A 25,771-nucleotide genomic window follows, 5' to 3' on the forward strand; every position below is an offset into this window, starting at 1 on the left:
CTGCCCGGGGACTTCGCCATTGCCGCCGATCGGAATGGGGAATCCTACCGAGGCGGGCAAGGCAACCCCGACGCCGAAGGACCAGTGCGCGAGCGCCGTCAGTCCCCCGAACTTCCCGGAGTACTTGACGGTGTTGTCCGCGCGGTAGTTGGGCCCGGATTGCATGACGACCGGCTCATACTGTGTGGCATAGGCGGTCGGAGAGAAGTTGGCCAGCGCCTCGAACATCGAGGTGTATTGCCGGCCAAGGCTGACCTGGCCGAAACGGTCGCTTTGGACGCCCACGTATGCCTGGCGGCCGAACAGCCGGCCGCTTTGCTGCGACAAGCCGTTGTCGATGCCGAAGCCGCTTTCGAGCACGAAGAGAGCCTTGATGCCGCCACCAAGGTCTTCGTTGCCGCGCAAGCCCCAGCGCGAGCCGGAGAGTCCGCCGGAAGTCAGCCGGTAGGCATCGTTGCCCTGTCCCGGGTTGAATCCGTTGGCGGCCGTCGGCACGACGCCCGCGTGGTTGACGTATTCCAGGTTGGCGTCGATCACGCCGTACAGCGTGACGCTTGACTGCGCAAGGGTCGCCAGCGGCCATCCCAGCAGAGACGCCAGGGCCGTCCTTTTCAGTGACATGCTGTTCTCCTCTCTCCTCTCTTCTCTCTTTTCTTGGGTGCAGCCACAACTTCATGCTTTGCATGCCGGACCTTGCAGCATGCTGCCGGACAACCGTTCGAGCTTAGGAGCGCAGCCCGTTTCCCGCCAGCAACCGATGACCGGAAGCCGTGGGAAACACACAGTAATGTCGGCTAATTGCGACAGTCGCCGGCCGGGCGCCATCAAGAGCTGGCAGGGGAACGGGCTTGAACGCGATGGGCGCAGGCAGGGCGCCAGGGCGACTTACCACTGCTGCTGCTTGCTGCCCTTGATGTTGCCCGCTACGCCGCCAGCCACGGCGCCGATCGCCGCGCCGGTCCAGCCGCTACCTCCCGCTATGGCCGCAATGCCCGCACCCGCGGCGGCGCCGATGCCGGCACCGGTCACGGTGCCTTGCTGCTGCGGTGTCATATTCGTGCATCCGGCAGCACCTGCGACGACCAGCGCCGCACCAATCAGTTGGAGTCGTTTCATGGCGTCACCTTACTTCTTGGTCTGCAGACCGGGAACAACCATTTCGAACCAGATCGTTTCAATGACCGGCCGCTGCAACTGGTCAGGATGTGTCGCGTACCAGCGATCCACGCCCTGGCGCACCGAGTCGAGCGAATGGCCCCTGAGCCCTCTTGCAAAGCGCGGAACGATGCTTTGCGAGTCAGGCGGCGGCTTGCCTTCGTGATAGGCGATATCGACCTGGACCACATTGGCAATGCCTACGAGGTAGGCTTTTTTTGTCTGTTCGGAGGAATCTGTCCACTGCTTGCCGGTGATCAGCGGGACTTCATCCGCGCGGGAGCCAGTCGCCAATGTCAACGTCATCAGTGCCGCAGCCATCACTGCGAGCCGGCTCAGTCTTCTCGCCATTGCAGTCTCCCTCAGCGGTTGCCGCTACCCCACGGGGCGGGTGCGTTTCTTCATATTAGTCTCTGTATGGTGTCTGCAGGGCCACCGTGTCTGCTGGGCGCGCCTGACGCTTCAGTACAACACGTCCAGCTCTTCGAACAACTCACTGTCCTTTTGCGCCGCCGAGCGCGCGCGGCCCCGGATCTCCTGCAGCAGGCAGTCGGTGAAACACTGCGCCGCGGGACTGCGTACCGCGTTGTGGCGCGGCTCGCAGCCAGTGCCGAGGTGCACTACGACCGCCGCTACCCGGTGCTGGTCAACGATCCGGCCACCACGGAGCTGGCCCGCGAGCCGCCGCTGCGGCGACGGGCCACGAACGCGCCGGCCTGACAGAGATTTGCCGCACGCACGGCCGCGTGGTGGTGGCTGGCGTCCTGTTGACGATTGGCGGAACCTCCGCCGGACTGACGCGTTCAGGCCAGTTCGCCCGAAGCCTGCGCCACCTCCGCGTGCTGCCCCTCCTCGGCATGTTCAGCCTTGCCACCCGGCAGCACCAGGTTCAGCGTCACTGCCACCAGCGATCCAACCGAGATACCCGAGCCGAATACTTCCTGCACGAACAGCGGCAGCTTCGACAGCAGCTCCGGCCGGAAGGTCACCGCCAGTCCGCACCCGATCGACACGGCCACGATCAGCGTATTGCGCTGCGTGAATTCGATCCGGCTCAGCATGTTGATACCGCCCGAGACGATCATCGCGAACATCATCAGGCCGGCGCCGCCGAGCACAGGCTGGGGAATCGTCACCACCAGCGCGCCCAGCACCGGGAACAGCCCGGCCAGCAGCAGCATCACGCCGGTCAGCGCCACCACGTGGCGGCTGGCAACGCCGGTGAGCGACACCACGCCGACGTTCTGCGCGAAGGTCGACAGCGGCGGGCTCGAGATCAGCGCGGCAAAGGCGGAGCCGAAACCGTCGCACAGGATGCCGCGCGACAGCTTGTTGCCGGTGATCGGCGTCTGCGTGGCCGAGCCCAATGCCATGAAGGTGCCGGTGGATTCCACCGTCGTGACCAGGTAGGCAATCGCCATCGCAACGATGCCCGACACCGGGAACGACAAGCCGAAATGCAGCGGTTGCGGCAGCGCCAGCACAGGCGCATTGCGCATCTGCGTGAAATCGACCAGCCCCAGCGCCAGGCAAAGCACGTAGCCGCCGAGGATGCCGATGACGATGGCCGAAGCCGAGATCATGCCCTTGCCCCACTGCACCATCGCGATCACCAGCGCCAGCACGAAGGCCGCAATCGCCAGGTTGCCGACCGCGCCATATTGCGGGCTGCCGCGGCCACCGGCGGCCCAGTCCACCGCGACCGGGATCAGCGACAGGCCGATCATGGTGACGACGACGCTGGTGACGGTATGGGGGAAGAGCTTGCGGATGGTCGGCATGAAATGGCTGCCGACGATCATCAGCAGAGAACCGACCAGCGCCGAGCCCAGGATGCCGGCGACGCCGTGCTCGGCGCCAACGCTGATGGCGGCGCCGACGAAGGAAAAGCTGGTGCCCATCACGCACGGCAGGCGAATGCCGACCGGCCCCACGCCCTTGCACTGGATAATGGTCACCACACCCGAGCCGATCAAGGCGGCATTCACCAGCGCAATGATTTCCACGGTCGGCAGCTTTAATGCCCCGCCTATCACCAGCGGCACCGCAATAATGCCGCCGAGAGCGGCGAGCAAATGCTGAAGCGCCAGCAGCACGGTTGTGATGCGCGGCGGACGGTCTTCCACCTTGAACAGCAAAGGTGCCATTAACGTCTCCTGTTTATGCGGGTGGATCTTTCCACCTTTTTCGTTTGTTCCGGGCCGGCCGGCATTTGCCGCCGGGAGGGGCAATGCGTGAGCGCGGAAGCATCGAAGCGGCTTCCGCGGCGCGCCCGGCATGCTATCCGGAAAGTAAATGAAAAATCAATCCGTTTGATTATTCTGGCGCCGTGATGCTATTGGGTTGCGAAATGGTGTATATAAGCTTCGTCCGGCAATATTTTGTCGGCCGATAATAACGGAAGCGGGCTCTTGTTGAAGGGAGACGGTAATCGCGAGTGACTGCGGCGGGCAATTCCGGCAGTCTTTCCTGTAGAATGAATAATCGGCGTGGATAATCGGCGCCGACATATATCTCCAGTGACAATGTCAGCGCCGCTTTGCCGGCATCGCGGCATTGCAGATCCTGCTACGACAATCTGTGTCGACAATGGTCCGGCCCGGAGAGTCAAGGCTTGCTTGCCGCTGTTGTCGCAGGCCGGCTGCTCAGAGCACGTCCGCCACCGCCATGGCGGCGGCGCAGCATGTGAGCGACAGAAGCGTCCACAATGCCAGCAGCAGGAAGTCGTCTGCTACCCGCGTGGCGCGATGCGGATGCTTGCCGGGGAAGGAGCGGGGTACGGCGTCGGCTGGCCGATAGCTGGTGATCTGCACGATGGGCTCCATGCGCTTTCGCGACGGTCGGGCTGGCCGCCGACTGCAGTCATTCACGGCAGTTGAGCGGCGCGGCTCCCGTTAGAGGAAGCATACGAAAGCGCCGCGCTCGCCGATCCCCGTTCGGCACTGATAGCCGCGTCGGCGTCCGTCTGACAGCAGTCCATCCCGCCCCAACCCACGGGATGGACCCCGCTATCAGCGCTCTCCGCTAGCGTTGGAACGGATCGAGATTGAGGAACGGCGTGAGGCCGCTGCTCGCGCCGCCCGCACCGACCGCGCCTATACATTCCGTGTTGTCCACGCCGTTCCCTGTGGTTCCGTCTTGCTCCAAGCCTCCGGTACCGTTGACCTTATGCCCTTGGGGGAAGCACAGCGAGGGGTGGTCGAACGGCGCTTTGCGATAGCGCACGCGGTCATCACCCAGGGCAAGCAGAAAAGCCACCAGGTCTAACTTTTGCTGCTCCGTCAGGCCGAGCGGTGCGATGCCACGATCCAGATTAGCCCTGTTCACGTCCGCGAAATCCCCGCCGCGGTTGTAGAAGTCGACCACCTGCATCAGGGTAGATTTGCCGCCATTATGGAAATACGGGCCGGTATACTCCAGATTGCGCAGACCTGGCGTCTTGAAGGCACCGTCAACAGCCACACGCTGGGTTGGGTCGACTGCCGTCTCCTTAGCGGTATCGAAGCCGTTGCCCAGCAAATGGGTCTTGCCCTGCTGCGCCATCCGCGTTTCAGAGAGCGGATTGCCGAACGGATCTGTGCCGCCTACACCGAGATCTTCTGTGGTCGGTTGCACGCCGATGTTGTAGAAGCCGTTGTCATAGACAGCTTCCAGCCCATCCCCCATCGGCATCCGCCTGAGCCGCTGCCTGGTCACGCTGGAGAATGAGGCGGCAGTGAATTCAGAACCCGAGTGACAGAAGCCGCAACGCCCGGCCCCGGTGAAGACTCTGGCGCCGCGCAACTGCTGCTCATTCAGGGCTGTGGTCTGGCCCTCGAGGTAACGGTCCACCGGCGTGTCGTCGGCAATCAGGGTGGATTCGTAAAGATGAACGGCGAGGCCGAAGAAGAGCGCAAAGTTGGCCTCCATCTGGCTTACCTCGAATTTCCCGGTACTGCGCTTGAACTGGCGCGGAGGCAACAGATCCATCGAGGCGAACTTCGCCTCATCCGCACCCGACATCTTCAACAGCGTCGGCGAGTTCCAGTACTCGGAGCGGAACGCCTTCTTGATCATCTCGGAGTAGGTCGGTACCTGATCCTTGCTGCGCAGTAACACCAGCGGGCCAAGCACGCTGTCGTCAGCCGCGATGACCTGGCCGGACAACGGCCGCTGGCCAAGCAGCTTCTTGCCGAGCTTCATGAATGACCGTCCATTGCAACTCATTTCGACCGAACTCAGGGGAGGGCCGTCACTTTGCGACGCCAGGGAGGCGCCTGGAATGGCCAACTTGGCTTGCTTCACCACGCCGCCCTCATTCTTCCACACCAGGGCTTCCGGATTGCGCATGCCAAATGGGTCGCCGCCGTTGTACATGTTGTTGGCGCGCCCGTCCCAGAAGTTGCGGAAATTGAATACCGCATTGATGACAGAGGGAGTGTTGCGTCCGGTCACCTGGCGAGTGTTGATGCCGTTGATGTTGAAGCCCGTACCGCCGTGGAAGATGTCGTCGGAAACATTGGCGCAGGCATCGCCCGTGCTGCCTGTACCGGATTCAACGAAGTTCGCCGTGAACACCCCTTGCGAGCCGGAAACCTCGTTGACGTTCGAGAGTTGCGGCTGCGACTGGTTCACATCCACATGCTTGGTGAATCCGAAGTCTTCCGGCCTGAAGGTGTAGTTCGGCCGGCCGAGCTGGAAAGTTTTATCGCCGCCCAGCAGGCCTGGAGACAGCTGGTTCGTGATGCGGTTGTCGACACCGGCATGGAAGTGGCAGCTTGCGCAAGAGGTCTTGTTGTCGCTGCCCACCTTCATGTCCCAGAACAGCGCCTTGCCGAGCTGGATGGCGGCCGCCTTGTCCTTGACGAACTCGTCCAGGACTTCGGCGGGCGGACCCGGAACCGTAACGGTCTTGAGCGAACGCAGACCCGCCAATGGATCTACCACCTGGGCGTGCGGTGTCCGCGACGTCAGGCTTAGTGCGGCAGCCAGGATGGCAGCCATTAGCATTGGCCTGGCTAGGCCATTGCTGTTGTCATTGTTGAGCATATCTCTCCCCTCACCGTAGGCAATTGCACCCCATGAATTCGAGCGGCCGTGTCGTGGTTCCCTTCCTCAACTGACCGCCTCCTGCCAGCATTGCTGTCGGTCTCTCCGGCATTGGCATGCAGCCTGCAAGAGGCCGCCGGGGGGATCCGTCGCTATTAATTTTTAGGGGCCGCGGGATGTTCCATGGATTGCGTTATGTGCGGTACCGCACATAACTTTGTTAGCCAATTGAAACGCTCGCCAGCTCACTGGCAAGGCATGGTCCTGCGCCGGAAAACGTTGTCGCAAAAGGCGAGACGGGGAGTTGCCTGGCGCTGCGAGATCGTTGCGATGGCCAGCGCGATGGGATTCAAACTGGGAGTGGTAACAGACACCCAGCTTGAATCAGACATACATGGCAAGGTTTTTGCGTAGCCTGCGGCGCGCCTCATGCCGCGTCAGCCATTAGGGGTCGTCAACGTTGTCCGTACATACCCTCAGTTGACGATGAAATTCATGGGGATAAAATCAGATTTATTATTGTGAATAACGGCGGAGCCATGCGATCTGCTGGCACAGCCCGCAAACCGGAGACAGCCCCATGACCCTCAACCTGCGCCGCCGCGTGCTGCTATGCGCCGCCGTGCTGGGCACCCTGCCCACGCTGGCCTGGAGCGACACCTATCCCAGCAAGCCGATCCGCATGGTGGTACCGTTTTCGCCCGGTGGCGCCACGGATGTGGTGGCGCGGCTGATCTCGCAGAAGCTGGGTGAAGCACTGAAGCAGTCGGTGGTGGTGGAGAACCGGCCCGGTGCCAACGGCATCATCGGCACCGATATCGTTGCGCGCGCGGCGCCGGACGGCTACACGCTGCTGCTCAACACGGCCGGCGCGCAGACACTCAGCCCGCTGTTGTACAAGGCCGGCTACGAGCCGCTGAAGAGCTTTGCGCCGATCTCGCTGATCAGCAATATCGGCTTCGTGATGGTGGTGCACCCGTCGGTGCCGGCCAGGACGGTGCAGGAGTTCGTGGCGCTGGCCAAGTCCAAGACCCGGCCGCTGAGCCTGTCGGCAGGCAGCAGCATGATCGAGCTGATCGGCGCGAGCTTCAAGGCGAACGCGGGCATCCCCGATGTCGTCAGCGCCTCGTACAAGGGTACCGGTCCGCAGATGCAGGCGGTGGTGTCGGGCGAGGTCGATATGACCATCGATCCGTTCAACTCGATGGCGATGATCAAGGCGGGCAAGCTGCGTCCGCTGGCGGTGTTCTCCGCCAAACGGTCGCCGGCGCTGCCGCAGGTGCCGACCATGCAGGAGGCGGGCTTCGACGGCATGGTGTTCAACTCGTGGGCCGGCCTGCTGGCGCCTGCGGGGACGCCCAAGGAGATCATCAACCGGCTGAACCAGGAGGTAACGCGCATCGTCGCGCTGCCAGAGATCAAGGAGAAGCTCGCGGCGATCGACTACGAGGCGGTCGGCAGCACGCCGGAGCAGTTCGCCACCACCATCGCCGAAGATACGGCGCGTTGGGCCCGCATTGTCAAGGAAACCAACTACAAGGCGGGTTCCTGAGCGGCCACGAAATCCGTGGCGCATGTGGGTTGACCCCCTTCCGGCGCAGGCACTACACTGCGCCCGGTTCTGATAAACGGAGCTATCCGTGGACAGTTGTTCCAGTCATTCTCGCGGAAGGGGATCGCCCCGGGCCGCCATGGCGCGCTGAGCAACTGCAGTCTGAGGCTGCAGGCGCGGCATCGCCGGCTGCAGGTTTCCATCGACGTCAATCCCGGTGAGCGCGCGTGCAGCGTGCGCGCGCTGTCGCTGAGCCGGCGGCGCCCCTTTCCTGTCCATCGAAATCGTGTCACGACCGTCGTGTATCGTCGTCGGCCGTGTCCCCGCATGTGTCCAGGAGGGTTGCCATGGCATGGCACCATGTCTTTGTCCGTCTCGTCGCGGTGGCCTTGCTGGCCGCAGCCTGCCGACCCGCGCTCGCCGCGCGGCCGCTGATCACCGACGATGCCCGCATTGTCGATCCCAAATCCTGCCAGCTTGAATCGTGGATGCAGCTCCAGTCCGCTGGCAATGAGTTCTGGGCGTTGCCGGGCTGCAATCCGACCGGAAATCTCGAACTGACACTGGGCGGCTCGCTGCAGCGCGTGGACGGCGGCACGGATTTCACCAACGTGCAGTTCCAGGGCAAGACGCTGCTGCGGCCGCTGGAAACCGGCGGCTACGGTGTCGCCTTTACGGCTGGCGTGATCCACCATCCGACCGCGGAGCAGCGCAAGCTGTTTGGCAACGTCTATGTCAATGTGCCGATGTCGTTCTCGTTTGCTGAAGACCGCTTCCTGGCGCACCTCAACGTTGGTGCCAACCGCGATACCGAAGCGAAGCAGACGCGCATGACATGGGGTGTAGGCACGGAGACCCAGGTGCATGCGCGCGTGGCCATCGTGGCCGAGACCTTCGGCGAGAATCGCGGCAAGCCATCGTTCCAGGCGGGTCTGCGTTTCTGGGTCGTGCGGGACCGGGTTCAGGTCGACACCACCTATGGCAATGTGTTCGGCGGCGGGACCGGCGAGCGGTTTTTTACGATCGGGCTGCGCTTGTTGCCGCCGGCGTTCTTGCCGTAGCGTTCTGCAACGCCTCGACTTCCTCGCGCGACGGCGGATACGCCCCGGCCCGCGTCGCGGCGACCGCCGCGGCAGCCGCAGCAAGCCGCGCCTGCGCCGCCAGATCGTGCGCGGCGCCCGACAACACACCGGCCATCCACCCACCCATCGCGGCATCGCCGCAGCCGACCGTGTCGGCGACCTCTACACGCAGCGCAGGCTGTTCGATGCTGGCGCTGCCTTTGAACAGCGTCATGCCCTGGGCACCGCGCGTCAGCATCACGGTAGCGTCGGGCGCCATGGCGCGTACCTGCGCGAGTGCAGTGGAGGTGTCGAGGCTGGGAAACAGTCCTGCCAGGTCTTCGTCGGAGATCTTGACGTAGCTGGCGAGGCGCAGCATATGCGACAGCACCGCGGCGTAGTCCGGTGTGCGCATCAGGTCGCGAAAATTGGGATCGAAGGCGATGCGCTTGCCGGCCTGAGCGGCCTGGGTGGCCTCTTCGCACAGCCGTGCGGCCAGCGGCTGGCGCACCAGGCTGATCGAGCCGAAATGCACCACTTCCGCAGCCTGGCGCCAGCCGGCAGGCAGCGCGGCGGGATCGAAGTGCAGGTCGGCGCTGTCGTCGCCGACAAAGAAATACTGCGGCGGATGGCGCGAGGCAACGAAGGCAAGGAACGGCGAGCGCGGCACGCGCTGCAGGAAACGCGCATCGAGCCCGGCCGTGGCGCTGGCGTGCGCGAGGTCGTCGCCGAACAGGTCCTGGCTGACGGCGCCGGCGAACGCGGTGGCAATGCCCAGCCGCGCGCCGGTGCGCGCCACGTTCCAGCATGAGCCGCCAGGCAGGCCAAGCCAGCTGCCGTCGGGCTGGCGCACCATGTCGGTCAGGGCTTCGCCAAAGACGACGTAGCGGGGCAGGGAGGTAGGCGTGGACATCGGTTGTCTCCGGCGGAAAACTCAGGCAGCGGCGCTTTGCGCGGACTGAGCTGCCTGCGCGCGGCGGATCAGGGCGGCGGTTGATGCATCGTGCGGGGCCGCGGCCGCGGTGCCTTCCAGCTCGCGCTGGATCGGTGCGGCCAGCTTCTTGCCCAGTTCCACGCCCCACTGGTCGAAGGAATTGATCTGCCACAGCGCGCCCTGCACGAAGGTCCGGTGCTCGGCCAGGGCGAGCAGCGCACCAAGGTGCCACGGATCCAGCCGCCGCAGCAGCAGCGTATTGCTGGGCCGGTTGCCTTCGAACACCAGGTGCGGCACCAGCGCTTCATCGCTGACGCCTTCTGACCGCACTTCTGCCGCAGTGCGGCCGCGCAGCAGCGCCTCGCCCTGCGCGAAGCAGTTGGCCAGCAGCTTGGTATGGTGCCCGGGCAGGTCGCTGACCGGCTCCAGCGTGGCGATGAAGTCTACCGGCACCAGCTGCGAGCCCTGGTGCATCATCTGGAAATAGGCGTGCTGGCCGTTGGTGCCGGTCGTGCCCCACACCACCGGGGCCGAGCCCGCCTGGATGCTGCCGCCGTCGAGCCGTACCGACTTGCCATTGCTTTCCATCTCCAGCTGCTGCAGGAAAGCAGGCAACAGTTCCAGCGGTTCGCAGTAGGGGGCCACGCAGCGGCTGCCGGCGCCGAGGAAGCTGCGGTACCAGACATCGAGCAGCCCCAGCAGCATCGGCAGGTTCTGCGCTGCCGGTGCGCTGGCGAAATGCAGGTCCATCGCGCGCGCGCCGTCGAGCAGTTTGCGGAAGCGCGCGAAGCCCACTGCCACCGCGATCGACAGGCCCACCGCCGACCACAGCGAAAAGCGACCGCCCACCCAGTCCCAGAACGGGAACATATTGGCCGGATCGATGCCGAACGCGGCCACCGCGTCGCGGTTGGTCGAGACCGCCACGAAATGGCGCGCCAGGTCCGCGCGCGACGCACCCTGCTGCACGAACCAGTCGCGCGCGGTGCCGGCATTGGCCATGGTTTCCAGCGTGGTGAAGGTCTTGGAGCAGACGATCACCAGCGTGGTGGCGGCGTCCAGCGGCGCCAGCGTGCGCGCCAGGTCGCTGCCGTCGACATTGGCGACGAAATGCATGCGCGGCCCGGCGCTGCCGGCGCTCGCCAGTGCACGGCACACCATGCGCGGCCCCAGGTCAGAGCCGCCGATGCCGATGTTGACCACATCGGTGATCGCGCGGCCGTCAAAGCCGGTCCACGCACCGCTGCGCACGGCATCGGCAAATCGTTCCATCTGGCCCAGCACCGCGGCGACGTCCTCGCCTACCGGCATGCCAAGCGCGCGGTAGCCGTCCTCGGGGTAAGCGCGCAGCGCGACATGCAGCGCGGCGCGGTGCTCGGTGGTATTGACCGGCTCGCCGGCAAACATGGCATCGCGCCGCTCGCACACGCGTGCCTGTGCCGCCAGGTCGAGCAGCAGTTGCAGCGTCTCGCCGGTGATCCGGTTCTTGGCGTAGTCGAGCGTCAGGCCGCACGCCTCGGCGATGAAGCGGTCGGCACGCGCCAGGCCATGCGGGCCGTCGAACCAGTCGCGCATATGGGTGTGGTGCATCGTCTCGGCATGGGCGCGCAGCGCTTGCCAGGCGGGAAGGGTGGTGGTCATGTCGATGGCTCCTACATTTCTTCGTGCCAGGCCTGGCCGTCGCGCGACAGCAGGGCGCTGGAGGCCGCCGGGCCCCAGGTGCCGGCGGTATATGGCTTGGGCGGCGCGGTGGTGTTCTCCCACGCCTGCAGGATCGGCGCGACCCAGCGCCATGCCTGCACCTGCTCGTCGCGGCGCACGAAAAGGCCCAGCCGGCCGCGGATCACGTCGAGCAGCAGCCGCTCATAAGCGCCCACGCGCCGCACGCGCGGCGCGGCGCTGTTCAGCTGCAGGTCGAGCGAGGCGGGCTGCAGTGCCTGCGTGTCGCCCGGCTGCTTGGTCAGGAAATAGAGGCGGATGCTCTCCTCCGGCTGCAGCGTGATCACCAGCCGGTTGCCGGCCATGGTGCCCAGCGGATGCGGGAACAGGGGGTACGGCACGTCATGGAAATGGATCACGATCTCCGCCACGCGCGACTGCATGCGCTTGCCGGTACGCAGGTAGAACGGCACGCCGGCCCAGCGCCAGTTGGCGATCTCGGCGCGGATGGCGACGAAGGTTTCGGTGCGGCTGTCGGGGGCAATGCCAGGCTCGCTGGCGTAGCCGGGCACCGGGTTGCCGCCCGCGGCGCCACGGCAATACTGGCCGCGTACCACTTTCTCGGCCACGTCCTCGGTGCGGATCGGGCGCAGCGCCTTCAGGATCTTGAGCTTCTCGTCGCGGATGGCGTCTTCCGACAGGCTGGTGGGCGGCTCCATCGCCACCATGCACAGCAGCTGCAGCAGGTGGTTCTGCACCATGTCGCGCAGCGCGCCGATGCCGTCGTAGAAGCCGCCGCGGCGCTCCACGCCCAGCTCCTCGGCAATGGTGATCTGCACCTGCCGCACCCATTCGCGCCGCCACAGCGGCTCGAACAGCACGTTGCCGAAGCGCATCGCCATCAGGTTCTGCACCGACTCCTTGCCGAGGTAGTGGTCGATGCGGTAGATGCGGTCCTCGGCGAAATGCCGCGCCACTTCGGCGTTGATGGCCTCGGACGAAGCCAGGTCATGGCCCAGCGGCTTCTCCAGTACCACCCGGCTGCGCTCGCCGGCCAGCCCCACGCGCGCCAGCTGGGCGCAGATAGTGGCGAACAGGTGTGGTGCCGTCGCCAGGTAACACACCACCACCGGCGCGGCGCGGGCGTTGACCAGTTCGGCCAGCGCGTCGAAGCCGGCATCGGCGTTGGCATCCACCTGCAGGTAGACGATACGGTCCAGGAAGCCTTGCCACGCCGATACGTTGCCGGCCAGCGCCGGCAGCACCTCGTCGTTCAGCATGGCCACGTAGGCGTCGTGCGACAGCGGCTGGCTGCCCAGCGCCAGGATGCGCCCGCGCGCGTGCAGCGCCCCGGCGGCGTGCGCGTCGAACAGCGCCGGCAGCAGCTTGCGCCGCGCCAGGTCGCCGGTGGCGCCGAACAGGACGAAGTCGAATTCGGGCGCGTGGGCAGCGGCCGGAGCCGCGGCGGAAAGGCTGTCCATCATATCGGGAAGAAACGGTGCGTTCGGCAAAGAGATTGGAAAGGTGGCGGGCCTGTCGCTCATCGCGGCGTGGCCCAGCCCTTGTACTGGCCGACGTTGGCGCGCGTCACCAGCGTCGACGGCAGCAGCACGGTCGGGATGGCGGGACGCTGGCCGTTCATCATGCCGACGCCCAGTTGCACCGCCGTGCGGGCGATGGCCCACGGGTCCTGGCTGGCCGAGGCCTGCACCAGCGTATCGGCCTTGAGCGCGGCTTCGATATCGGGCGCGCCATCGACCGAAGCGATCAGGATGCCGCGGCGGTTCAGCTGGCGCGCTGCCAGGTCCGCGCCCACGGCCTGCGGATCGTTGATGGTGAAGACCGCGTCGACCTTGGGAAAGCGCGTCAGGTACAGCTGCATCACGTTCAGTCCGCCCTCGCGCGAGCCCTTGGCGTCCTGGTCGTCGGACAGGATGCGGATGTCGGGGTGCCGCGCCAGCACAGCCTTGCAGCCCTTGACGCGATCGAGCACCGCCGACACCGGCGGCCCGTTCTGGATGATCACGTTGCCACGCCCCTTGAGCCGCTCGGCGATAAAGCCGCAGGCCAGTTCGCCGGCCTGGGTGTTGTCGGTCTGCACCGTGGCATCGGCACCGGCGGCGGCCACGTCGACAGCTACCACCACGATGCCGGCCTTGCGCGCCTTGCGCACCGCGGGCTCGATCGCGCGCGCATCGGCCGCGTTGATCAGGATCAGGTCGACCTTGGCGACGATAAAGCTGTCGATATGGGTGAACTGCTTGTTCAGGTCATAGTCCGCCGACAGCACGGTGACCTTGACGTCAGGATTGGCCTGCCGGGCCGCGGCTTCGGCGCCGCGCGCCAGCGCGACGAAGTACGGGTTGCCGAGCGAGCCCAGCGTTACGCCGACCTTCTTGAGCTGGCGCTGCGGGGCTTGTGCGGCAGGCTGCGACGGCGTCTGCGCGGCGGCCGGCAGCGCGCTGAGCGCGGCCATTGCGCTTGCCGCCAGGGCGCAGAGGAAGGGAAAGGGCTTGATCATCGGTCTGTCTCCTGTCAGTGCATTGCTCAGGTCCGCGCCGAGCCCTTTTGCCGGTAGCGGTCCAGCGCCACCGCGCCGATGATCACCAGCCCCTTGATGATGTATTGCCAGATATCCGACACGCCCAGCAGGATCAGCCCGTTGGACAGCACCGCGATAATCAGCGCGCCCACCAGCGTGCCGGCAATCGAGCCGACCCCGCCGACGAAGCTGGTGCCGCCCAGGATCACCGCGGCGATGGCATCGAGCTCATAGGACTGGCCCAGCTGCAGGCCGTTGGCCGCGTACAGCCGCGACGCCGACATGACGCCACCCAGCCCCGACAGCAGCCCCGACACGGCATAGACGAACAGCAGCACCACCCAGACCTTGATGCCCGACAGGCGCGCCGCTTCGGCGTTGCCGCCGACGGCGTAGATCTGCAGGCCCAGCACCGTGCGGCGCAGCACCAGCCACGACACCGCCACCACCGCAGCCGCGATCACCACCAGCCAGGGCACGCCCAGCAGGTCGCCGTTGCCGATGAAGGCAAAGGAGATGTCGGGGTTGTAGACGGTGCTGTCATTGCCCACCAGCCGGGCCAGTCCGCGCACCGCGGTCAGGCTGCCCAGCGTCACGATAAAGGGGGGCAGTTTCATGAAGGCGATCAGCGCGCCGTTGACCAGGCCAAACAGCAACCCGCACAGCAGTGCCGCCGGCACGCTCAGCGCCGCCAGCTGCGGCATCAGCGAGACCAGCATCGCTACCACCGCGGACACCGACAGGATCGAGCCCACCGACAGGTCGATGCCGCCGGTCAGGATCACAAAGGTCATGCCCGCCGCCAGCACCAGGTTGATCGATGCCTGCTGCGCGATGATCGACAGGTTCTGCAGGCTGGCGAAGTTGTCGGTCAGCAGCGTGAAGCCGAAGCAGAGCAGCACCAGCACCGGCAGCATGCCGAGCGCGCGCAGGCGTTCCTGCGTGGTGGCGCGGCCGGCGGCGCCGGGCAGGGCGGGGCCGGTGGAGGGAGCGACCACGGCGGTGGCGTGGGCGGTGGGGTGGAAGGGGTTGCGCATGGTGTCTCCTTGTCGGAACGTCGTGCCTGCGTGGGCCAACGTGCCTATGTGCGTTTATGTTTTAGCGATTGGCGACTGCCGAACCGATTGTTTGCTCCCCTCTCCCACTTCGCGGAGGAGAGGGAGCAAACCGCCGGCCTCGTCAATGCAGTGTGGTGTGTGGAATGTCCCCACCCGCGCCTGTCGCCAGCGCAATGATCCGTTCCTGCATGCCGGCGGCATCGGCACAGCCGGCCACTTCGCCGACCAGCTCGCCTTCGCGCATCACCAGCACGCGGTCGCACAGGCCGACCACCTCAGGCAACTCGCTGGAAATCAGCAGCACGGCCACGCCCGAGCGGGCGAGTTCGTCCACCAGGCGGTAGATCTCCGCCTTGGCGCCGATATCCACGCCGCGCGTCGGCTCATCCAGGATCAGCACGCGCGGCCGCGTTTCCAGCAGCCGCGACAGCATCACCTTCTGCTGGTTGCCGCCCGACAGCGCGCCCACGTTGACTTGCGGGTGCGCCACGCGGATGCCGAGCGAGCGGATCGCCTGCGTGGTGCGCTGGCGGGCGCTGGCGCGGTTGAGCCGGCCGCCGCGCAGCGCGTCGCGGGCCGCCACGATCAGGTTGATGTTCTCGTGCACGCTCTGGTCCAGGAACAGCCCCTGCAGCTTGCGGTCCTCGGTCAGGTAGGCGATGCCGGCGTCGATCGCCTGGCGCGGGCTGGTGATCGCCAGCGGCGTGCCGGCGACGAACACCGCGCCATCGCTGCGCGCATCGGCGCCGAAGATCAGCCGCGCCAGCTCGGTACGGCCGGCGCCGACCAGGCCTGCCAGCCCCAGCACCTCGCCGGCGCGCAGGTCGAAGCTGCAAGGCCGCACGCGCCCGCCATCGGACATATTGCGCACCGACAGCATGATTTCGCCCTGGCGTGTCTCGCCATGGGTCTTGGTGTAGAAGCCGGACAGGTCGCGGCCCACCATCATCTTGACCAGCGCGGCCCGGGTCAGGTTGTCGCGCTCCAGCGTGCCGACGAAGCAGCCGTCGCGCAGCACCGTGACGCGGTCGGCCAGCTCGTCGATCTCTGCCATGCGATGGCTGATGTAGATGATCGCCATGCCTTCGGCGCGCAGCTGGCGGATCAGCGCGAACAGGCGGTCGGTCTCGCGGGTGGACAGCGGCGTGGTGGGCTCGTCCATCACCAGGATGCGCGTCTCGAAATGCACCGCGCGCGCAATCTCGACCAGCTGACGCTGCGCGATCGACAGCGTGTGCACCGGCGTGGCCGGCGTGAAATCGGCACCAAGCCGTGCCAGCGTGGCTTCGCACGCGCTGGCCATGGCGGCCCGGTCGACCATTCCGCGGCGGTGCAGGTGACGGCCGAGGTAGATGTTCTCGGCCACGCTCAGGTTCGGCGCCAGGCTCAGCTCCTGGTAGATCACCGCGATGCCGTGCTCGCGTGCCGCGGCCGGGCCGCCGAAAGGGACCGGCTCGCCGGCGATGCGGCACTCGGCGCCGGGATCGGCGGTGTAGGCGCCGGACAGGATCTTCATCAGGGTCGACTTGCCGGCGCCGTTCTCGCCCATCAGCGCATGGACTTCGCCTGCGTAGACGGTCAGCTGCACGTTGCTGAGCGCCTTCACGCCGGGAAAGGTCTTGGAGATATTGCGCAGCGCCAGCAGCGGCGCGGCAGCGGGGGCGGCGTCAGGGGGGCGCTGCGGCGTGGGCAGGGTGCGCGATGCTTCAGACCATGGCATGGCTGGCCTCCGGGACAATGGCCGAGGCGCCCTTGAGCAGCTCGGCACGCGGCGAGAAGTTCATGAACATCGGCAGCGACGCGGCGCCGACGGCGCCGGCATTGGCGCCGAAGCAGCCGCGCACCACGGTGGCGGGCGTGCGCGCTTCGGGGGCGCTGTCGTTCAGCGCCTGCTGCAGCCGTTCGATCAGGGCCGGCACCAGCCCACCGTCGATGTCGGCGTCGAAGATCACCAGCGGCACGTCCAGCACCGCCAGCGCCGATTGCAGCGCAGGCGCCAGCGCATCGACGCAATCGTCGATCCATTCCGCCACCGCCGGGTGGCCCAGCTCGGCCTGGCGCTGCAGGTCGGCATGACCGTTGACCGTCACGCCGTGGTAGCGCAGGTGGCGCGTCAGCGCGTTGAGCGATGCCCGCGACAGCAGCAGGTCGCGGCGCTTGCCGCCGGGGGGCGGCGCGGAGGGCAGGGCGCTGGGCGGCACCGGCATCATCGCGATATCGCCGGCATTGCCGGAAACGCCGCGCACGCAGTCGCCATTGAGCACCACGCCGCCGCCGATGGCCGGCCCCAGGAACACGTAGAGGAAATGCTGCGCATGGTGGCGCCCGTAGAACAGCTCGGCCACCGCGGCCGCGGTGCCGTCGTTCTCACCGAACACCGGCAGGCCGGTGGCGGCATTGAGCATCGCGGCGAAGTCGGCTTCGTCCCAGGCGCGGAAGCTCGCCTGGAAGTCCTCGCCTTGCACGTCCAGCTCGCGCAGCCACGCTCCCAGGTTGTAGGGCTGCGCCACGCCGATTCCCAGCAGCCGCTTCTGCTCGCCCGGGCCGAGCCGGGCGCGCATCGCCTCGATATCGCGCCGCACCAGCGCCAGCGCCTGCTCGGGGTGGGGCAGGACCAGCTGGTGAGCCTGGCTGGCGAGCAGCTCGCCGGCAAAGTCCACCATCACGGTCTCGATGCTGCCACGGTCGAGCCTCACGCCAATGCCGAAGGCGCCTTTGGCCTTGAGCCGGATCAGGCTGGCAGGCTGCCCGCGCTGGCCGTCGGTGCGGCGGCCGGCCTGCTCGACCAGGCCTTCGTCGGCCAGGGTTTGCACGATGCTGCCGACCGCGGTGTTGGTCAGCTGCGCCATCCGCGCCAGATCGGCCTTCGACGCCTCGCCGGCGCGGCGCAACGCCAGCAGCAGCGCGCGTTCGTTGTACAGGCGCAGGCTGGCGGAATTCACGCCACGGCCTGCCTTGGATGCGGTCATGTTGTCTCCGTCCTCTGGCCGACGCGGGGGCGCCGGCTCGGTATTAATTAATTCAGACTGAATTAAAGAATACTCGGCATCAGAACTCAACCGCGGGAAAACCCGCAGGATGAAGCGTTGTCGCTGCCGTGAGGTAGCTCAAGGAGCACTTCGCTTGCGCGCAGGTCCTTGGCTGGCTAGCGTAGAGACCGGACTACCGAAGGGGAAACGATGAAGGCCCGCACCGAAACTGGCCACTGGAGCCGTTACTTCGTGCTGGACTTGAAGAACCGGCCGGTGGAGGCGGCACGTGAGGAATGGGAACGCTGGATGGCCGAGAACGATCCGGTGTTCCGCCGTACGCTGCTGCAGGAAAGCGGCGGCGTGGTGACCACGCGCTTTCGCGGACTGGCGCAGGCATCAGGCGACGCGCGGCTCTTCGTGACCCGCGTGACTGGCATGGGCGAGGAGGACAACGAAAGCTACGGCGCGCCGACGCTCGCTGCCGCGCTGGCGCTGCACGATGAAATCGTGAAGAAGCTGTTGCGGCAGCTCGGCGGGACGGTGCCGTAGCGCGTCAGGTACCCTTCAATCCGGCAGCGCCCCCGCCTGCCGCAGCGCCGCGCGCGCAATCTCCATCCGCGCCTTGGCGTGCTCGGGCTTGAGCAGGTCGAGATTGAGCGCGAACAGGTAGTTGTCGCCGCCGCGCTCCACCCACCCCACCAGCCATCCCACCGCCGGCTGCGCGGAATCGGCCCAGCCGGTCTTGCCGTGCAGCGTATAGCCTGCGGTGCGTTCGATCACCGTCAGCCGGTCCACGCCATCGAACGCGGCCGGCGAGAACGGCAGCGTGCGCTGCACCAGCCCCTTGAGGAAATCGATTTGCTGGTAGGCGGAGATCTGCAGCCTGCCATTGAGCCAGAAGCGGTCGACCGGCCCCGAGCTGTCGGCATTGCCGTAATGCGAGGCGGTCAGGTAGCGCTGGTAGGCCTTGCTGCCGACCCGTCGCGCCAGCGCCTGGTAGGCGGGCACGCATGAGTTGGGGAAGGCCACGCGCAGCGGCACGTCGGCATTGCAGGCTTCGGGCAGGACAGCCTTGCCGCCGACCAGCCAGACCTTGCCGTCCCACGGCAGCTTGTCGTGGTCGATGTCGGCCACGGCGCCGCTGTCCAGGCCGATCAGCGAGTTCATGATCTTGAAGGTCGACGCAGGCGAGTACGGCGTGGCAGCGCGCGCAGCGTTGTAGGTCAGCACGCGGTCGCGGCGCAGGTCATGGATGACGATGGTGCCGGTGGTGCCGGCCTGGCGGAACAGCGCGTCCGCATCGAGCGGAGCCGTTTTTGGTGCGGCTGGCGGTGCGGCTGGCGGTGCAGCTTGCGGTGCGGCGGTCGAGGGCAGCGCGGAAGAGAGCAGGGCGAGTCCCACGGCCATCGGGGACAGCAAACGGGCGATTCGGATAGGCATGGCAGTAGCGCGTTGGGTTGGATAGAAATCTCTGGTGGCAATCCGGGCCCGGACCGTGGTGCGCAGCATAGGAGAGCGCCCCACGCACGCCAACCGCGCACGCTGTAACTTGCGTAACATGACGGCGCTGCACCGCCTCCGAGCCCCAGCCTGCTACCGCTTCAGCCCATGTCCGCCACCTTGCTTTGCATCGACGTCTGCGCCCCCTATCGCGTCAATGGCGAGCCCGCCCGCTTCCAGTCGGTCTGGCTGCTGGCGCGCGCCTGGCATGCGCAGCGCAGCGGCGGTGACGTGACAGCGGCGGCCGTGCGCAGCGCCTTCCCGGCCGCCGCCAACCTGCGCATGCTGGTGTCGCGCGCCTTCGCGGACTTTGCCCGGTGGGGCGTGACGCTGGGCTGGGGCGCGGACCGGCAACGCGATCCGGCGACGGCCAACCCAGCGCAGCGCAGCCGCGGACCGTTCTGGATGACGGCGGCGCAGGCTCGGCGGCTGCGCTTCGTCGCGCACGGCCGCACGCTGGGCCCGGCGGCGCTGGCGCGGCAGCTGGGTTTTGGCGAGGCGGCGGCGCCAGTGTCCGGCATGCCGGATGGCGCCGCCTACGTGATGCGCGACATGGCCTTCTGGAGCGAACTGACGCAGGCCATGCGCAGCGCGCAGGACGGCTACGCCGGCGCGCACGGCACCGCCGTGGCCGAAGCGTTCCGCGCGGCGCAGCGTAGCGCCGGCGATCCGTTCCAGCAGGCGCTGTCGCTGCTGAAGGAGAGCCTCGCCTGGCGCCGCTGCGGCAGCCTTGAGCAGAGCCGTGCCGCGTTGGCCCGCTTTGACCGGCTGGCCCGCGCAGGCAGCCCCGGCGCCGCCATGCCCACCTTCGCGGCGATGGCACACGTGGTGCGCGCCTGGGCCCGCTACACGCGCGGCGACCAGGATGGCGCCGGCGCGGGCCTGGCCGCGCTGCGCGCGGATCCGGAGCTGTCCGCGGCGGTGCGCTACAACCCGCGCCTGCGCTTCGAGGTGCTGAACCTGGAGGGGCTGTTGTACAAGGCCGGTGCGATGGGCAAGGCCGGCGCCGGCAACGCTGCGCCGGCGCTGTCGGCGCAGCGTGCCCTCGATGCCTTCGCGGCAGCATTGCAAGCCGGTTACGAAGCCGATTCGGTCGACGCCGTACAGCATGCCGCGGCCAATATCGGCCTGTGCCTGTGCCTGTGGCTGTTCTGGCGCCACGGGCTGCTCGATCCCGGCCGCGCGCTCGATGCGGGCGCGGTGCAGCGGCAGGCGATGCGCTGGCTGGGGTTGTCGGAATGGATCTGCGACCGCTTCGGGGTGGGCGGCGGCACCGCGTGGAACGCGATCTTCCTGTTGCGCATCGCGCGCGGAAGCTGCGGGCCGGATGCGCCCGGCGATGCCGGGGCCGGCGAGCTCAAGGGCGTGGAGAGCGTGGCCGCCTTTCGCCGACAGCGCCCGCTGTCCGTGGCGGACGCCATCGACGCGTTGCGTCCATTCCATGCGCCGTTCGCGCCGGCCAAGGGTTTTGTGCGCTGGTCAGCCGTGGCCGCCTTTGCGCTGGAGGACCACGACGCCGGCCATGTCAGCCTGGGGCCGTTGCAGCTTGCCAACCTGTTGCTGGAATCGGCCTGGTACCTGACACACGAGCAAGGCGCAACGGCGAAAGCCTGCGCGGCGGTGGAGCGGCTGGCAGCGCAGTTGCCGGCGCTGCGCGCGGCCGAGCGGGCGTTCTTTGCGGCAGAGATCCGCGCGCTGCCGCCGGAACTGCGCGACGCGGCGGCGGAGGTCAAGCGCCGGCGGCGCAAGGGATAGCGGGACCGCCGGCGTTCCTGGGTATGGTGATGCGCGGTATTGCGCGCAGCCAGCGTTCAGTCGAACAGCTCGTGCCAGATGCTCTTCTTGCGATAGTGCTTCTGCTGGCGTTCGTCGTAATGGCGGTCCCCGTCATGATGACGGGCGCGACCCCACTCGTGGCCGCGGTCCCTGTCGCCGTAGCTTTGCTGGGGCGGCGCGACGGGCGCCGCGGCTTGCGTCGCGGGCGCTGCGGCGACGGAACGCTCCAGGATCTTGTCGAGTTCACCGCGGTCCAGCCAGACGCCGCGGCACTTCGGGCAATAGTCGATCTCGATGCCCTGCCTTTCGGACATCACCAGTTGCGTTTGCGGACACACCGGACAATCCATGCTTTCTCCTCGTTGCTGTCGATAAGTCGAGGTAAGACCGGGCCGCCCGGCAATGGTTCGCCGATGTGCGCCAGCCGCAGGTTCCGTGACGCGCAGGGCACAGTGGCGGCGTGCGGAATTTGCCGGCTGCGCCGGCGTCGAAGCGGATATGCCTCAATTCGATCCCCATCGCGGACCGGCTCCGGAACCGCCCACTTCGCCCACTTCGCCCGCATCGGCGCGGTACGTCGACGCGCCGCGCCGCCGGCCGCTGCCCGGTCGCCTGGCCGGAGCGGTGGTGGTGGCGGTAATCCTCTGGGTCGCATGGCCATGGCTGCAGCCCCAGCTGGAGCGCGCCATCTATGCGGCGCGGCTGGCGGCCCGCCCGGCGCCGACGGCGCTGCCGGTCCCGGTGCAAGGCGTCGCGGCGCGCGCGCTGCGCGACACCTGGCATGGCGCGCGCTCCGGCGGGCGCAAGCATGAGGGCATCGACATCTTCGCGCCGCGCGGCCGGCAGGTGCTGTCGGCCACGGAAGGCATCGTCTCGCGCGTCGGCACCAATTCGCTCGGCGGCAAGGTGGTCTGGGTCATGGGACCGGGACGGCAGATGCATTACTACGCGCACCTCGACGGCTACGCGGCGATACGCGCGGGCGATATCGTTGCACCGGGCACGGTGCTTGGCTATGTCGGCACAACCGGCAACGCCCGCGGCACGCCGCCGCACCTGCACTACGGCATCTATGCCGCCGGCGGCGCGATCAATCCGTATCCGCTGCTGAAGGCGCCAGCGGCGGCGGGCGCGCCGCGGCGCTAGCCGGGCACCGCGAGCGCGCCGGAAGGGCCGGGGCTTTGCGGCAGCCGGGGCCGTCCGGATGGCCGCCTCGGTCCGGGCATGGTTGCCTTCGCCGAAGTGCTTGTAGATGACGTTGGCGCTGGCGTCTACGAGGTACAGCGCCGGCACCAGTACTGGTTGCCGCTGGCCGCGGCAGAGGCCGACCGCGTCCCTGGCCTGGAAACGAACGCCGGCGACTACGTGGTCAGGACGGGCCAGTGGTACTCCGCCCCCTGGACGACATCCAATCGATCATAAATCCTTCATATGACTGATTTATGGAATTCGGGGCCGCGGCCAGCCTGCGAATTCATAAAGATATTCGTGCGCAAGCGCTTATGTCTGACATTGCCGAAAGTCGCGGCAAAGCCCGGCCCGAGACTACTGCTTTATCCGGAAGTCCCTGCGGCGCTGAGCCCGCCGGGCAAGGCACTGCGTCCGGAGCTGCGTTTCCCCCGAACGGGTATTGTCCTGAGTCGCGCAGTGCGGCCAGAATTCGCACCGGGAATTCGATGCGAGTTGTTAAATGTGTTTGCGAATGTTCACGATTTGATTTTCGCGGCGCGATTACAATTTCTCCCGATTTGCGGCAACGCACCCCGCCACCGGCGGCGGTAGCGTCTGCACGACGCCATGCCCATCGCGGGCTGGCCATCCGGCGTGGTTCCTCGGTGCCCGCCGGATCCCGTAGGCCTGTCCTGCCGCCTCTCTCCTGCGGCCAGGCCTGAGCGGGTTCCGTGTCTCCGTGCCGCATGTCATCTGCCGATAACGGACCCCAGGCGCGCGCACGCTTCCAGCAGGCGGGCCGGCGCTCGGGCATTAGAAGAGACAGGCTGCGAATCCCATGGATTCACTGATGACGCAACCTTCGCGTGCCGGCACCGGTCCCGCACGGCGCAAGGCCTGGCGCCGGCGCATGCCGGCCGGGCTCGCGGCGGGCCTGGCGGCGGCACTTTGCTGCATGCCGGCACCCGCGCAGGCAGACGCTGAATACGATGCCCTGATCCAGCGCGCCCGCACCGGCGACTACGGCAGTGCGCTGGCGATGCTGCGCGAGCGCGTGGCCAGCGCACCCTCGGACCGGCGCGCGGCGCATGACCGGATCATCATCGCCGGTTGGGCCGGACATTCCGACGAGGTGCTTGCCGCTTACGGAGAACTGGAGCAGGCGGGCACCGCGCGCACCGCGCCGCCGCAGGTGCTGGCCGCGGCGGCGGGCGCGTTGCGCGACCAGAAGCGCTGGGACGAGGCGCTGGCGCGCTACCGCGAAGGACGCCAGCGCTTCCCCGCCGAGCCGGTGTTCGCGCTGGGCGAGGTTGGCGCGCTGGCCGACAGCGGCCAGGCCGCGCAAGCCGTCGCTGCGGGCCAGGCACTGGTGCGCAGGCAGCCGGATGATGTCGACAGCCGTCTCGCGCTGGCCTATGCGCAGTCCCGCGCCGGCGAACCATACGAGGCCCTGTTCGAGGCCGACCAGGCTTATTCCCGTGCACCCAAGCGCGCCGATGCCGTGCGCGCATACGTGGCCGCGCTGCAGCGCGCCGGCCTGCCCGACGCCGCGCTGCGCGTTGCAGGAGAGCATCAGACACTATTCGACACCGCGGCCCGGCAGGCGCTGGAACTGGATGCCGCCGCCGAACTGGTGCGGCTCGCCGACATGCCCACGCGGATGGAGGCCGAGCGCTTTGCCATCGCCGACCGCGCGCTGGCGCGCTACGATGCGCTGCTGCCCGCGCTGAAAGGCGCACAGGACAGCCAGGGCGAGGCGCTGTACCGCCGCGCCCGCATCGACCGCCTCGGCGCGCTGCATGCGCGCTTGCGCATGCAGGACGTGGTAGACAGCTACGAGGCGCTGCGCGCCGAGGGCGTCGCCGTGCCCGTCTACGCGCTGGGCGACGTCGCCTCGGCCTACCTCTACCTGCGCCACCCCGGGCAGGCCGCCGGACTGTTCCGGCAGGTGCGCGAAGCCTATCCGCTCGGCCTCGACCCCGAAACGCGCCTGAAGGCCCAGACCGGCCTGTACTACGCCAACGCCGAAGCCGAAGCCCTCGACCCCGCGGGCGAGGCGGTGAGCGAGGCCCGCGCCGAGCAACCGCAATGGCGCTGGGTGCGCGGCCAGCCGGCGCGCCGGCCCAACGACCTGTGGCTGTCCGCCGAGCAGACCGCCACGCTCGCGCGCCTGCAGGCCGACGACACCGCGCAGGCCCAGCAGCGCACGGAAGACCTGGTGCGCAACGCGCCCGGCCATTCCGGGCTGCGCGCGGGCCTGGCCAATGTCTACCTGGCGCGCGGCTGGCCGCGCGCCGCCGAGCAGGAACTGAAGGCCGCCGAAACGCTGGCGCCGCGCGCGCTCGCGGTGGAAGTGCAGCAGGGCCACGCCGCGCTCGGCCTGCAGGAATGGCGCCAGGCGGAGATGCTGCGCGACGATACCCTGGCGCGCTTCCCGGAAGACCTGACCGCGCGCCGCCTGGCGCGCGAGTGGGCCGTGCACAACAAGGCCGAATTGCGCATCGAAGGCTATCGCGGCCTGGCCAACGACAGCCCGGTGGTGGGCGACGGCAACTTCGGCATCGAGTCGGTGCTGTACACGCCGCCGATCCACTACGACTGGCGCGCCTTCGGTGGCGTGGGTTATGCCACCGGCCGTTTCGACGAAGGGCGTGTCGACTACCGCTGGGCCCGCGCCGGCGTGCAGCGGCGCGTGCGCGACCTGACCATCGAAGCCGAGCTGTCCATGCACGGGTATGGCTATGGCGCGCGCCAGGGCGGCCGCGTCGCGCTGGACTATGACCTGGATGACCGCTGGCGCATCGGCGCCTCGGCCGCGATGCGCTCGACCGCCACGCCGCTGCAGGCGCTGCTCAACGGCATTTACGCCAACAACGTACAGGTCTACGGCCGCTGGCGCGCCAGCGAGGCCAGCGAGTGGATGCTGACGGTGGCGCCGTCGCACTTCAGCGATGGCAATGACCGGCTCGAAGGCGGCATCTCCGGCATGCAGCGGGTCTACACCGCGCCGCACCTGAAGGCCGACCTGCTGGTGGACCTCTGGAGTTCGCGCAACAGCCGCACCGACGTGCCGTACTACAGCCCGCGCGCGGACCTGACGGTGCTGCCGTCGGCCCGGCTCACGCACACGCTGTACCGCCGCTATGAGACCGCCTGGGAGCAGCAGTTTCTGGCGGGCGCCGGCACGTACAGCCAGCAAGGCTTTGGCACCGGCGCGATCCTGCTGCTCGGCTACGGCCAGCGCTTCCGCACCAACGACGTATTCGACATGGGCGCGACCGTCACCGCCACCAGCCGGCCGTATGACGGCCAGCGCGAGCGCGAGCTGCGCATCGTGTTCGACCTGACCTATCGATTCTGACCC

22 protein-coding genes are annotated in these 25,771 nt (G+C 67.5%); 6 read left to right on the forward strand and 16 right to left on the reverse strand.

Going from position 1 to position 25,771, the window contains the following annotated elements:
• The 7 genes from K309_RS0127885 to K309_RS0127920 all read right to left on the reverse strand — a co-directional run.
• On the reverse strand, positions 1-621 hold a 621-nt coding region (locus tag K309_RS0127885; protein ID WP_029049431.1), incomplete at its 3' end, for a porin.
• Positions 622-885: 264 nt separating this feature from the next.
• A complete protein-coding gene (locus tag K309_RS0127890) occupies positions 886-1,116 on the reverse strand; it encodes a YMGG-like glycine zipper-containing protein (protein ID WP_029049432.1) in 231 nt (76 codons plus the stop codon).
• A gap of 9 nt (positions 1,117-1,125) precedes the next feature.
• Positions 1,126-1,506, reverse strand: coding sequence for a hypothetical protein (locus K309_RS0127895; protein WP_029049433.1), 381 nt, complete (start codon positions 1,504-1,506; stop codon positions 1,126-1,128).
• Positions 1,507-1,617: 111 nt separating this feature from the next.
• Complete coding sequence (locus K309_RS41980) at positions 1,618-1,776, reverse strand: hypothetical protein (protein ID WP_232232513.1); 159 nt, start codon at positions 1,774-1,776, stop codon at positions 1,618-1,620.
• Positions 1,777-1,958: 182 nt separating this feature from the next.
• The gene (locus K309_RS0127910) at positions 1,959-3,302 is read right to left on the reverse strand and encodes a nucleobase:cation symporter-2 family protein (RefSeq protein WP_029049434.1); all 1,344 of its coding nucleotides are present in this window, start codon (positions 3,300-3,302) and stop codon (positions 1,959-1,961) included.
• Positions 3,303-3,800: 498 nt separating this feature from the next.
• Positions 3,801-3,968: a hypothetical protein gene (locus K309_RS0127915; protein WP_198030868.1), complete on the reverse strand. Its 168-nt coding sequence runs from the start codon at positions 3,966-3,968 to the stop codon at positions 3,801-3,803.
• A 211-nt stretch (positions 3,969-4,179) separates the two neighbouring features.
• The gene (locus K309_RS0127920; protein WP_051320646.1) at positions 4,180-6,183 is read right to left on the reverse strand and encodes a cytochrome-c peroxidase; all 2,004 of its coding nucleotides are present in this window, start codon (positions 6,181-6,183) and stop codon (positions 4,180-4,182) included.
• A gap of 580 nt (positions 6,184-6,763) precedes the next feature.
• Here K309_RS0127920 and K309_RS0127925 point away from each other — a divergent pair.
• The gene (locus K309_RS0127925) at positions 6,764-7,735 is read left to right on the forward strand and encodes a Bug family tripartite tricarboxylate transporter substrate binding protein (protein ID WP_029049437.1); all 972 of its coding nucleotides are present in this window, start codon (positions 6,764-6,766) and stop codon (positions 7,733-7,735) included.
• 347 nt (positions 7,736-8,082) lie between these two features.
• The gene (locus K309_RS0127930; RefSeq protein WP_029049438.1) at positions 8,083-8,796 is read left to right on the forward strand and encodes a PA4824 family protein; all 714 of its coding nucleotides are present in this window, start codon (positions 8,083-8,085) and stop codon (positions 8,794-8,796) included.
• Here K309_RS0127930 and K309_RS0127935 read toward each other — a convergent pair.
• The 7 genes from K309_RS0127935 to K309_RS0127965 all read right to left on the reverse strand — a co-directional run bounded on the left by K309_RS0127935 (position 8,753) and on the right by K309_RS0127965 (position 17,958).
• Positions 8,753-9,709: a carbohydrate kinase family protein gene (locus K309_RS0127935; RefSeq protein WP_029049439.1), complete on the reverse strand. Its 957-nt coding sequence runs from the start codon at positions 9,707-9,709 to the stop codon at positions 8,753-8,755. The two genes, K309_RS0127930 and K309_RS0127935, sit on opposite strands and share 44 nt — an antisense overlap.
• A 21-nt stretch (positions 9,710-9,730) precedes the next feature.
• Entirely contained in the window at positions 9,731-11,371 is a 1,641-nt protein-coding gene (pgi, locus tag K309_RS0127940; protein WP_029049440.1) for a glucose-6-phosphate isomerase, read from the reverse strand.
• A gap of 11 nt (positions 11,372-11,382) precedes the next feature.
• A complete protein-coding gene (gene zwf, locus K309_RS0127945; protein WP_051320647.1) occupies positions 11,383-12,873 on the reverse strand; it encodes a glucose-6-phosphate dehydrogenase in 1,491 nt (496 codons plus the stop codon).
• A gap of 56 nt (positions 12,874-12,929) precedes the next feature.
• Entirely contained in the window at positions 12,930-13,910 is a 981-nt protein-coding gene (locus tag K309_RS0127950; RefSeq protein ID WP_084402578.1) for an ABC transporter substrate-binding protein, read from the reverse strand.
• Positions 13,911-13,936: 26 nt separating this feature from the next.
• A complete protein-coding gene (locus tag K309_RS0127955) occupies positions 13,937-14,968 on the reverse strand; it encodes an ABC transporter permease subunit (RefSeq protein ID WP_029049443.1) in 1,032 nt (343 codons plus the stop codon).
• A gap of 142 nt (positions 14,969-15,110) precedes the next feature.
• Positions 15,111-16,709, reverse strand: coding sequence for a sugar ABC transporter ATP-binding protein (locus K309_RS0127960; protein ID WP_232232514.1), 1,599 nt, complete (start codon positions 16,707-16,709; stop codon positions 15,111-15,113).
• Positions 16,696-17,958, reverse strand: coding sequence for an ROK family protein (locus tag K309_RS0127965; protein WP_029049445.1), 1,263 nt, complete (start codon positions 17,956-17,958; stop codon positions 16,696-16,698). The genes K309_RS0127960 and K309_RS0127965 overlap by 14 nt, the downstream gene beginning before the upstream one ends.
• Positions 17,959-18,168: 210 nt before the next feature.
• Here K309_RS0127965 and K309_RS0127970 point away from each other — a divergent pair, with 210 nt between their 5' ends.
• Positions 18,169-18,510, forward strand: a complete 342-nt coding sequence (locus K309_RS0127970; protein ID WP_029049446.1) for a hypothetical protein — start codon at positions 18,169-18,171, stop codon at positions 18,508-18,510.
• 15 nt (positions 18,511-18,525) lie between these two features.
• Here K309_RS0127970 and blaOXA read toward each other — a convergent pair whose 3' ends face one another.
• On the reverse strand, positions 18,526-19,401 hold the full coding sequence (blaOXA, locus tag K309_RS0127975) for an OXA-1206 family carbapenem-hydrolyzing class D beta-lactamase (RefSeq protein WP_029049447.1): 876 nt from the start codon (positions 19,399-19,401) through the stop codon (positions 18,526-18,528).
• 168 nt (positions 19,402-19,569) lie between these two features.
• Here blaOXA and K309_RS0127980 point away from each other — a divergent pair, with 168 nt between their 5' ends.
• Positions 19,570-21,216 (forward strand): hypothetical protein, encoded by a 1,647-nt coding sequence (locus tag K309_RS0127980; RefSeq protein ID WP_035878498.1) that lies wholly within the window; start codon positions 19,570-19,572, stop codon positions 21,214-21,216.
• 56 nt (positions 21,217-21,272) lie between these two features.
• On the opposite strand, the gene K309_RS0127985 is transcribed toward K309_RS0127980, so the two are convergent.
• The gene (locus tag K309_RS0127985) at positions 21,273-21,587 is read right to left on the reverse strand and encodes a TFIIB-type zinc ribbon-containing protein (protein ID WP_029049449.1); all 315 of its coding nucleotides are present in this window, start codon (positions 21,585-21,587) and stop codon (positions 21,273-21,275) included.
• Positions 21,588-21,735: 148 nt separating this feature from the next.
• Here K309_RS0127985 and K309_RS37680 point away from each other — a divergent pair, with 148 nt between their 5' ends.
• The gene (locus tag K309_RS37680; RefSeq protein WP_084402579.1) at positions 21,736-22,383 is read left to right on the forward strand and encodes a M23 family metallopeptidase; all 648 of its coding nucleotides are present in this window, start codon (positions 21,736-21,738) and stop codon (positions 22,381-22,383) included.
• Positions 22,384-23,257: 874 nt separating this feature from the next.
• Positions 23,258-25,768 carry a poly-beta-1,6 N-acetyl-D-glucosamine export porin PgaA gene (gene pgaA, locus K309_RS0128000; RefSeq protein ID WP_232232515.1) on the forward strand — a complete coding sequence of 837 codons (2,511 nt, stop codon included), beginning with the start codon at positions 23,258-23,260 and terminating at the stop codon, positions 25,766-25,768.
• Positions 25,769-25,771 lie beyond the last annotated feature (3 nt).

It is taken from the genome of Cupriavidus phytohabitans, from assembly GCF_000426345.1.
GTDB lineage: Bacteria > Pseudomonadota > Gammaproteobacteria > Burkholderiales > Burkholderiaceae > Cupriavidus.